Source organism: Clostridium sp. DSM 8431 (assembly GCF_900116755.1).
Taxonomy (GTDB): domain Bacteria; phylum Bacillota; class Clostridia; order Clostridiales; family Clostridiaceae; genus Clostridium.
The window spans coordinates 1-9,268 of record NZ_FPBY01000132.1; the positions used below are offsets into that span (position 1 = coordinate 1).

Genomic DNA, 9,268 nt, shown 5'->3' on the forward strand with positions numbered 1-9,268 from the left:
CTTACCTTTTAAATTAATAGCTTGAAGAACTACTGGAGCATTTTTAGCTTTAACTCTTTTTCTGTGATAAAAGAATTGGCTAGGATTAATATTACGCTCCTTGCAGAATTGTTTTATAGATATTTTCTTATCAAGAGAAAAATATTCTTCTATATATTTTTCCCAAGTATCATTATCTAATTTTATATACATAAGTACCCTCCGAATAAAATTTATATTTTTATAAATTTTACCAAGAGGGCGCTTCTAATATCTAGATACCAAATCCTTTACGCTTACGTTTAACATATAAAATATTTTTATTTAAGATGATTGTCTATTTAGTTTTATCATTTAATAACTCATTCAATTCCTCCTTTGTATAAAATCCATTTTCAATAAGGAACTTTATATCTTCAATCCTTTTCTTTTCATATGTATCACTCGCTTTTTTTATTGATTTGAATACATCCCTAACCAATTCATTTTCATAGACTCTTTCTCCTTGATATTTCTTTATACCACATAAAACGTCCTTAATTATATCCAAGGAAATTCCCGACTCTACTATCTCCGAAAACTCTTGGAATATATTTAAATAATTATATGCTCTACTAATGCTTTCTTCATGCTCTTCATTATCACGATACTGTATCTTTAAATTTTTACTCAAAGTATTAATATACTCTTTTCTACCTATGTCATAGTTTAAACTCTCTATATACCAATCATTACTCGTATCAATAAACAGACCCTGCTTTTCAATTTCTTGGCCTGTTACTTCATCTACTTCAGTATATGAATACTCAATTTCCTCTTTTTTATTTTCAATTAGTATCTTTTTAATTCGCATTTGATCTATTTCATCTAAATCTCTTTGAAAATATTCTTCTGGTATTTCTCCAAATATTTCATATAACTTAGCAAGGTGTTTTTTAGGTATATTCCTACTTCCATTTGCCCAAGCGCTAATATTTTGTTTAGGCACAGATAACATATCTGCCAATTCAGAAAAAGTATATTTTTCAACTTTACACATAAACTTTAATCCATTCATTTCTATTCTCCTCTTTGGTTACTTATTTATTTATTTGGTTACTGTAACCTTATAGTAACCTTACCACTTCTTTTTATCAAAGTCAAGCTTTTTATAATAAAATTATATTTTCAAAACAATTATTTTATAATTTGCCGAAACATAGTTTTTATACAAATAAAAAAAAACTACTATAAAATATAGCAGTCTTCTTAATTATAATTATTACTTTTTACTAAAATACTCTTTGGTCTAAGTTCTATGCCTTGACTTTTAACATCTTCTATAACATCGTTTATAGGTATAAATCCTTGAATACTTTCATCTTCTTCATCCATATTTTCTGCTCCCGCTTTTATAATACCTATAACTTCATTATTAGTATTAAGTACAGCTCCGCCACTTATTCCATGAATTAATCTTTGACTTACTGTATATATTCTTGAACCAAAATAATCTTTCTTCAAGTTTGTTATTTCTCCATTTTGTATATATATTGAATCTCCTTTATCATACATAGGATATCCACATACAGTAATTCTATCTCCTATATTAAGATTACTTGAATCACCTAATTTAAGATAATTTGAAGTTGGATTTTTTAGATCATAAATTGAATAATCAAGTTCTTGGTTATTTGCTTTATTATTAAATAAGCACAATTTCCTAGGAATATCTTCTTTAGGTGTAAACACATCATAAGTTTCATCAATATCAGGTGTTACATGCATACTAGTCACAAATCCTAAATCCTTTATAAAAAATCCACTGCCTTGTATATATTTAGAACCTTTTTCTATTTTAACAACAAATACAGTGTTCTCAATCAATTCCTGACTTTTACTTTTAATTATTTTAAATATTTCTTCATCAAATAACTTATTACACTCTAATGCATACTTTATATAACATGGACTTTCCTTTCCTCTTATATTTCCTATAAATCTTATTTTCCCGATAATAACATTTTTAAACCAATTATATATAATCTCTTTTGACTTCTTATCCTCTAGCATACTTATTCTCATAATATTTTTATTTGTATATGAAGATTCTTTAATATACTTTTTAGCTTGCGAATATATATCATACCTTCTACAATTATATAAAATTGCTCTTATTTCTTTTAAATATTCTCTTCTCAAATTTGGAAATCTATTAACTATTAATCCAGTCACTTCTTGTCCTCTATCTTTATAATTTAAGAAAACCTTATTGGTATTAATTTTAAATCCATTTCTACTTATTACTTCTTGAAGACTTTTCCCTATACATAATTTTTCTTGCATATCATAGTATGCCATTTCCTTAGGAAATGTTGATTTATTACATGAAAATGTAATATCATCCGCATATCTTGTATAATTTAATGAAAATTTTTTTGCTAAACGCACCAATTGAGTATCTAATGGTCTACATATCATATTAGTTATTATAGGTGAACTTGGTGCTCCTTGAGGTAAAATTCCATCACAACAAACTAGTTGAGACAAAACGGTTGCAGCATCCTTTTCTACATTATATGGAGGCTTTTGAAACATACATATTACTCTATCAAAATTAATGCTGTCAAAAAAATTCTCCAAATCTATATTTAAAATAAAATTTCTTTTTATATGTTGCTTTGAGTTACCCCTTATATCTCTTCCCTTTATAAATCCATATGCACACGCTTTTTTATTATATATTAATGAAAATATATATGATAATTTCTTTTGAATAGTTTTCAGTGATCCTTCCGGCGCATTTATTGTTCTAAACCCACCTTTTTTCTTTGAAATATTGAACTTTTTATACATATTCTCAAGACGCTTCACATATAGAATGTACCTCAAACTTTTTTCATCAACCTCTAACAATTCTGCAACATCTGCTCTATTTTTTAAATTGTTAAATTTCTCAATTAATTCATCATCTGATGCTTTAAACATGTATTTCCTCCCCATAAATAAAAAGTGTAGAGAGAATTCAACCTACTGCAAATCTACATAAATAATGCACTAGTGAGTATATTTAATAATCATAATATACTAGTAAGCAAAGACACAAAGCCCTAACATTAAAATACTACCGTTGCGTAACGCTAACGACAAGCAATTCCTCTACACACGGAAATTATACCATATAATTCCTAATTATATCTATTTATCTTCATCATTATAATAGTTCATTTGTATCTATAAATTTATTATAATTTATCTTCTGGTTGAGCTTGGACACGTTTCTAATGGACATAGCTTACCCTGTATTTCTACAAGGTAATGCATTTTATCTTCTGTATATCGCTATTGTATCTCTTGTTTGACTTTCTGACTTGCTAACTACTGCTTTAACACTTACAATCTGCCCATAAGCAACACAGCAGCCCCTGACACTCTCGTGTTCAGACTTCCACCCCTAGTAATTTATAAAACAGACACTAGAACCTGCGTAAAGCAATAATTAATATCTTTCTGTTTTCGCATAAAAATAAGATGCATGAAACTCATCTCTAAATTTCAATGCACCTTGTTGTAAACATTAGATAATTATTTGCCTTACGCTTTCATCTTCTTTTGTTTCTTTATCAAACTGACTAAAATCATCTACACATTTTTGTACTATATTGGGATCAATGCTTAAGTCCCCTACTATACCTACATTAGCTTTCATCAAGCTCATAACTTGATTCCAATTCGAAGGATCAATAGTTTGATTTCTTAACGCTTCTGCATAAGTAAAAGCTAATATTCCTTGAACCTTATCCCTTACGTTCTTAGGCAGTTTGTTCATATACTCTCTATATTGTCTTTGAACACGCCCAGGAGCACTTGGTGATGGAAAGCCTATCATTTTATTTTTTAACTTTTTAAACTCTTCATAAGTATTATTATTTAATTTAAAATTCTTACTTAAGTTTTCCCATAACATTAAATCTTCTTCTTGATCAATAGGATCTTTTACATTCTTACGGATACCTTCTGCTACAGGGTCATTTAGAAGCGAAAATTTCTTTTCACTTTCCTCATTTTTCATGTTTGTGCTTGTTGAATTATAATTATTATTTATTGATTCAATACCTATTTCCATATCCGCATAACCTCCTTTCTTATTTACAAAGTATATTGCATTTATATTTTCGTATTTCATTTCCACAACCTTACACTTTTAATTTTATATTTCTTTTTTGTATAATAAACACATCTTCACACTTGTATATATTCAAAAAACATTTATATTTAAAAAGTACTTGATTTTAATACTAACAGAATTATACTTTGGCACTGCTACGATTCAGATTGGAATAATTATTTTACCTACATCTACACAAGAAAAATTATGTAGACATAGGTAAAACAACTATGATCATACTTTGTATACTGCACTCATCTTCATATCATACTAATGTTATTATGCTTTCGCTACAAGCTTTACCATATCTATCTTATCCAATATGTATACTATTGCTTGTACTTATCCTAGAATTATCTAGCTAAGATACCTCCATGACTATTGCTTTAGGTTATTGGCTGCCACTCGCCTTACATGTATTAATTACCTTACACAAGTTATAACATTAGAAAGTACTTGTGAATCAATACATAGCTTGTTTTCTGCATCAGCCAAGCTAACTTACTATTTTATTTATAGTTGCATAGTGCATAACAACTAACCTTCCCTAAAAAAGGGTATAGGAAATAAAGCCTTGCATTCTCCATTTTTTTGAATTACAATCTTAGTAGCTAAACTATTGTACCTCTCTTGTAGAGTTGCAAAGATTTATAAAACTATATTTAGTTTTTAATAGTTACCATTGCCGTGGTAGCTATTTTTTTATTTAAGCTTAATGAAGTTACTATTAAACTCTTGTAAAATATTATAATTATCTACTTCTGACTTAATATCAGATATCAACACATTCAGATAGTTCTGTGTTATCTGTAATGAACTGTGTCCAAGTATCTTTTGAAGTACTGCAACACTATTCCCACCTAGAACCCACTTCTTAGCAAAAGTATGTCTAAGTTTATGAATAGAAGTTGTTTCTACTCCTCTTTTACGATTGTAATTAGCTATAGCCTGTATAGTACTGCTCTTATTTAATGGCTTTCCATAACAATTACAAAATAGCCTATCTTCTAAATCACTATACTGACGATACTTTAAATACTCTTTCAAAATGCTCAATATCTGTTTATTCAAAGGAATGATTAATGACTTCCTATTCTTTGTATGTACTATATTAACTACTTCATCATCAAAATTAATATCTTTAACCCTTATATTAATTAAACTACTAAGCCTTATTCCAGTAGATAAAAACATTGCCACCATGACATAATTCCTATACTCAACAAAGCTACACTTATTGATATTAGGTTTTTTCAAAAGCTTTTCTAACTCTTCATCTGTATAAGTTGCTATTGGCTGTTTATCTACTTTAGGAAGTTTCATAACAAAGGATCTACAATACTCTTGCTTTATAAAAAAATTAATAACTGTCTTTAAGTCCCTTGTATATGTAAATAAAGTCTGTGAACTAATTTCCTTATTTTCTCCCACCTTAACAATAAAAGAATCAAAAACAGTCTTATCAATATCAGCAATCTCCATATTTTCATCAATGTATTTAATTAACTGAATGTAGCTCTGCTCATAATGTCTTATAGTTCCTTCCCTTAACCCTCTTGCCTTGCAATTGAATAAATAATCTTGAAAACCTTCCTTAAATGTTTTTCCTTTATCCCTATTAATTTTTAATCTTTTCATACTATCACCACCTATGTACTTGGTACAGTTAAATTCGCCTAAGGCGAGTGAAATTGCCTTCGGCAGTGAAATTTATCTAAAGATAAGTGAAATATTACTTGGTAATGTTGAAGGATGAAATTCTTTCAGAATTTCTAGCAATATATATTTTTACTGACGACTCAGAAGTCAGTTTCCTTCAACTAATTCGCAGAATTAATTTCACTTGCAGTGCTTGTCACCTGCAAATTTCACTATTCCAAAGGAATAATTTCACTCAAAGTTTATCTTTGAATTTCACTGTTCCTCCTTTGAGGAACAAAAAAAAGACAGCTCCCATCATAATCAATAGATTTTACTCTATTTTCATATGATGAGAACTGTCCTTATATAAGAACTTCTATTCTCTTAAAATGCTCTAAAGCCTCTTAAATAGACTACTTGTTCATACCTTCTTCAACAGCAACTGCAACTGCAACTGTGCATCCTACCATTGGGTTGTTACCCATTCCGATAAGACCCATCATTTCAACGTGAGCAGGAACTGATGATGATCCAGCGAATTGTGCATCTGAGTGCATTCTTCCCATAGTATCTGTCATACCGTAAGAAGCTGGACCTGCTGCCATGTTATCTGGGTGAAGAGTTCTTCCTGTACCACCACCTGATGCTACTGAGAAGTATTTCTTACCTTCTGCGATACATTCTTTCTTGTATGTTCCAGCAACTGGGTGTTGGAATCTTGTTGGGTTAGTTGAGTTACCAGTGATTGATACGTCAACACCTTCCATATGCATTATAGCAACACCTTCTCTAACGTCGTCAGCACCGTAACATCTTACTTTAGCTCTTTCTCCGTTTGAGTATGCTTTTTCTCTAACTACTTTAACTTCACCTGTGAAGTAGTCGAATTGAGTTTGAACGTAAGTAAATCCGTTGATTCTTGAGATGATTTGAGCAGCATCTTTTCCAAGACCGTTAAGGATTACTCTTAAAGGTTCTTTTCTTACTCTGTTAGCTTTTTCAGCTATTTTAATAGCACCTTCAGCTGCAGCGAATGATTCGTGTCCAGCTAAGAATGCGAAACATTTAGTTTCTTCTCTTAAAAGCATAGCTCCTAAGTTACCGTGTCCTAAACCAACTTTTCTATCATCAGCAACTGATCCAGGGATACAGAATGCTTGTAATCCTTCTCCGATTGCTTCAGCAGCTTCAGCAGCCTTTGTGCAACCTTTCTTTATTGCTATAGCAGCACCTAAAGTGTAAGCCCATCCAGCGTTTTCGAATGCGATTGGTTGAGTTTCTTTAGCTATTGTATAAGGATCTACTCCTTTTTCAGCACATACTGCCTTTGCATCTTCTAAAGTCTTCATTCCGTATTTTTCTAATACAGGAGTGATTTGACCTATTCTTCTTTCATAACTTTCAAATAATGCCATAATTACATTTTCCTCCTTTACCTATAATTACTTATGTCTTGGATTTATTAATTCAGCAGCGTCATTAACTCTACCGTATTGACCCTTAGCAGCTTCTAAAGCTTCGTTAGCGTCCATACCCTTAGCGATGTTTTCCATCATCTTTCCTAAGTTAACGAATTTGTATCCGATAATTTCTTTATCTGAATCTAAAGCTACATCAGTAACATATCCTTCAGCCATTTCTAGGTATCTTGGTCCCTTAGCAAGTGTTCCGTACATAGTACCAACTTGAGATCTTAATCCCTTTCCTAAGTCTTCTAGACCAGCTCCGATAGGTAGTCCACCTTCAGAGAAAGCAGTTTGAGTTCTTCCGTATACGATTTGTAAGAATAACTCTCTCATTGCTGTATTTATAGCATCACAAACTAAATCTGTGTTTAATGCTTCTAATATAGTCTTTCCTGGTAATATTTCTGAAGCCATAGCTGCTGAATGAGTCATACCTGAACATCCTATTGTTTCAACTAATGCTTCTTGGATTATACCATCCTTAACGTTTAATGTTAATTTACAAGCTCCTTGTTGTGGTGCACACCAACCTATACCGTGTGTTAAGCCTGATACATCTTTAATTTCTCTTGATTGTACCCACTTTCCTTCTTCAGGAATTGGTGCTGGTCCGTGGTTAGCACCTTTAGCAACTACACACATTTCTTCAACTTCTTTTGAATACATCATATATTTCTTGCTCCTCCCTAATTATTACAGCCTTCTTACTACTGTATTAAATACTAGGTCAAAAACCGTCCCACTGGGGATGATTTTATCCTATCACCTATTTTATCAAATGAAACCCTTTATAACAACCTAATTCTTAAAAAATTTTTTATATTGCTATAATTTTTTTATCTTGCATTATATAAATTAATATGATAACATTAATTTGTTGGTTCCATGCCGGTATGATGGAATTGGCAGACGTAGCGGACTCAAAATCCGCCGGTAGTGATACCGTACCGGTTCGACTCCGGTTACCGGCACCATTATTAAGAAGTATACCTAATTCTTAGATATACTTCTTTTTTTATTCTCTTAATATCGGCTGTACATTAATTTCACCAAGCTTATTATTTTTTATTCTTTCTCTATTTGGGGTATATAGAAAACTTACCTTATATAAACAGAAAAGTGAACACCCCTATTAAAAAATGTTCACTTATATCTTAATAATTTAGTTATTAATTTTATTTTCTTTTTCTTTTTACATTAGTTCTTTATTTTTATTGTTTCCTTTATTGGTTATTTGCACATTCTAGTTAAATTCATTTTTCTTTAGTTGTATTTTTATCGCTAGTTAAGTACTTTTTAATTATTACTTTCCTTAATTTTATCTAAGTCATCTTTTGCTTCTTTAAATTTATTATCATTTATAAGTTCTTCTATATTATTAATACTAAATTCTATTTCTCTTTTCTTATCTTCATTAAGAGAATCAGTGTTTAACTTCTTTATTTCTTCTAACTCAGAAGTACACATCTCTTTATTTTCATCTATAACTTTATCTTCTAATTTTTTTACTTTATCTATAAAATCCTTACATATCTTTCTCTTCTTATTTTTTATGGCATCTTCACTTTGAGCAATTAAATCATTATACTCAGATTCTTTATCACCTAAAATATAATTATCAGTATTTTCCTTAATAACTTCTACTTCTTTTGAGAGTATTTCAAATTCATTTCCTGCAATATTGGTCGTAAGCTTATATGCTCCAAATATAATACCAGCTGCTACTCAAAATATGGACAATTATACCCATATCGAGATTTTTCCTTATTCATCGTGTCCTATTTTGTAATGAATAAATCACATACTACTTTAGTTTGATATAACACTCCAAAGGCGTAAATTCCCGACTTAGCCATCGGTACATATCTATAATTGCTTTTAATTATGCTATATTATAGATTTTTGCATCTCTCAAATTAAGACTTGCGTTATAATCTCTATCAGCCACATATCCACATTCACATTTGTAAATTCTATCTTTAAGTTTTAAATCTTTTTTTATAGAACCACAAGAGTGACATAGTTTACTTGAAGG

The 9,268-nt window shown here is 30.3% G+C and carries 8 protein-coding genes, 1 tRNA gene and 1 pseudogene; 1 reads left to right on the forward strand and 9 read right to left on the reverse strand.

From position 1 onward, the window contains the following. The 7 genes and pseudogenes from BM384_RS12530 to BM384_RS12560 all read right to left on the reverse strand — a co-directional run. A pseudogene (locus tag BM384_RS12530) lies at nucleotides 1-192 on the reverse strand (hypothetical protein); the annotation flags it as partial. 124 nt (nucleotides 193-316) lie between these two features. Further along, nucleotides 317-1,036 carry a helix-turn-helix domain-containing protein gene (locus BM384_RS12535; RefSeq protein WP_090014082.1) on the reverse strand — a complete coding sequence of 240 codons (720 nt, stop codon included), beginning with the start codon at nucleotides 1,034-1,036 and terminating at the stop codon, nucleotides 317-319. A gap of 191 nt (nucleotides 1,037-1,227) precedes the next feature. Further along, nucleotides 1,228-2,946, reverse strand: coding sequence for a reverse transcriptase domain-containing protein (locus tag BM384_RS12540; RefSeq protein WP_175537371.1), 1,719 nt, complete (start codon nucleotides 2,944-2,946; stop codon nucleotides 1,228-1,230). A 589-nt stretch (nucleotides 2,947-3,535) separates the two neighbouring features. Continuing rightward, entirely contained in the window at nucleotides 3,536-4,084 is a 549-nt protein-coding gene (locus BM384_RS12545) for a hypothetical protein (RefSeq protein WP_090014087.1), read from the reverse strand. Nucleotides 4,085-4,828: 744 nt separating this feature from the next. Then, a complete protein-coding gene (locus BM384_RS12550; RefSeq protein WP_090014088.1) occupies nucleotides 4,829-5,764 on the reverse strand; it encodes a tyrosine-type recombinase/integrase in 936 nt (311 codons plus the stop codon). Between the two features lie 416 nt (nucleotides 5,765-6,180). Then, nucleotides 6,181-7,182, reverse strand: a complete 1,002-nt coding sequence (locus tag BM384_RS12555) for a GGGtGRT protein (RefSeq protein ID WP_090014090.1) — start codon at nucleotides 7,180-7,182, stop codon at nucleotides 6,181-6,183. A 27-nt stretch (nucleotides 7,183-7,209) separates the two neighbouring features. Beyond that, complete coding sequence (locus tag BM384_RS12560; RefSeq protein WP_090014092.1) at nucleotides 7,210-7,902, reverse strand: iron-sulfur cluster assembly scaffold protein; 693 nt, start codon at nucleotides 7,900-7,902, stop codon at nucleotides 7,210-7,212. Nucleotides 7,903-8,120: 218 nt separating this feature from the next. Here BM384_RS12560 and BM384_RS12565 point away from each other — a divergent pair. Continuing rightward, nucleotides 8,121-8,207 (forward strand) — tRNA-Leu (locus BM384_RS12565). A gap of 322 nt (nucleotides 8,208-8,529) precedes the next feature. Here BM384_RS12565 and BM384_RS17725 read toward each other — a convergent pair. Continuing rightward, on the reverse strand, nucleotides 8,530-8,700 hold the full coding sequence (locus BM384_RS17725) for a hypothetical protein (protein WP_175537372.1): 171 nt from the start codon (nucleotides 8,698-8,700) through the stop codon (nucleotides 8,530-8,532). A gap of 415 nt (nucleotides 8,701-9,115) precedes the next feature. Beyond that, nucleotides 9,116-9,268: zinc ribbon domain-containing protein (locus BM384_RS12570; RefSeq protein ID WP_139232111.1), on the reverse strand; the 153-nt coding region annotated here is incomplete at its 5' end.

Bases quoted from the DNA above. Each gene is read 5' to 3' on its own strand.
- BM384_RS12540 (WP_175537371.1), bottom strand. From the start codon at position 2,946: ATGTTTAAAGCATCAGATGATGAATTAATTGAGAAATTTAACAATTTA.
- BM384_RS12555 (WP_090014090.1), bottom strand. From the start codon at position 7,182: ATGGCATTATTTGAAAGTTATGAAAGAAGAATAGGTCAAATCACTCCT.
- BM384_RS12550 (WP_090014088.1), bottom strand. From the start codon at position 5,764: ATGAAAAGATTAAAAATTAATAGGGATAAAGGAAAAACATTTAAGGAA.
- BM384_RS17725 (WP_175537372.1), bottom strand. From the start codon at position 8,700: ATGTGTACTTCTGAGTTAGAAGAAATAAAGAAGTTAAACACTGATTCT.
- BM384_RS12560 (WP_090014092.1), bottom strand. From the start codon at position 7,902: ATGATGTATTCAAAAGAAGTTGAAGAAATGTGTGTAGTTGCTAAAGGT.
- BM384_RS12535 (WP_090014082.1), bottom strand. From the start codon at position 1,036: ATGAATGGATTAAAGTTTATGTGTAAAGTTGAAAAATATACTTTTTCT.
- BM384_RS12545 (WP_090014087.1), bottom strand. From the start codon at position 4,084: ATGGAAATAGGTATTGAATCAATAAATAATAATTATAATTCAACAAGC.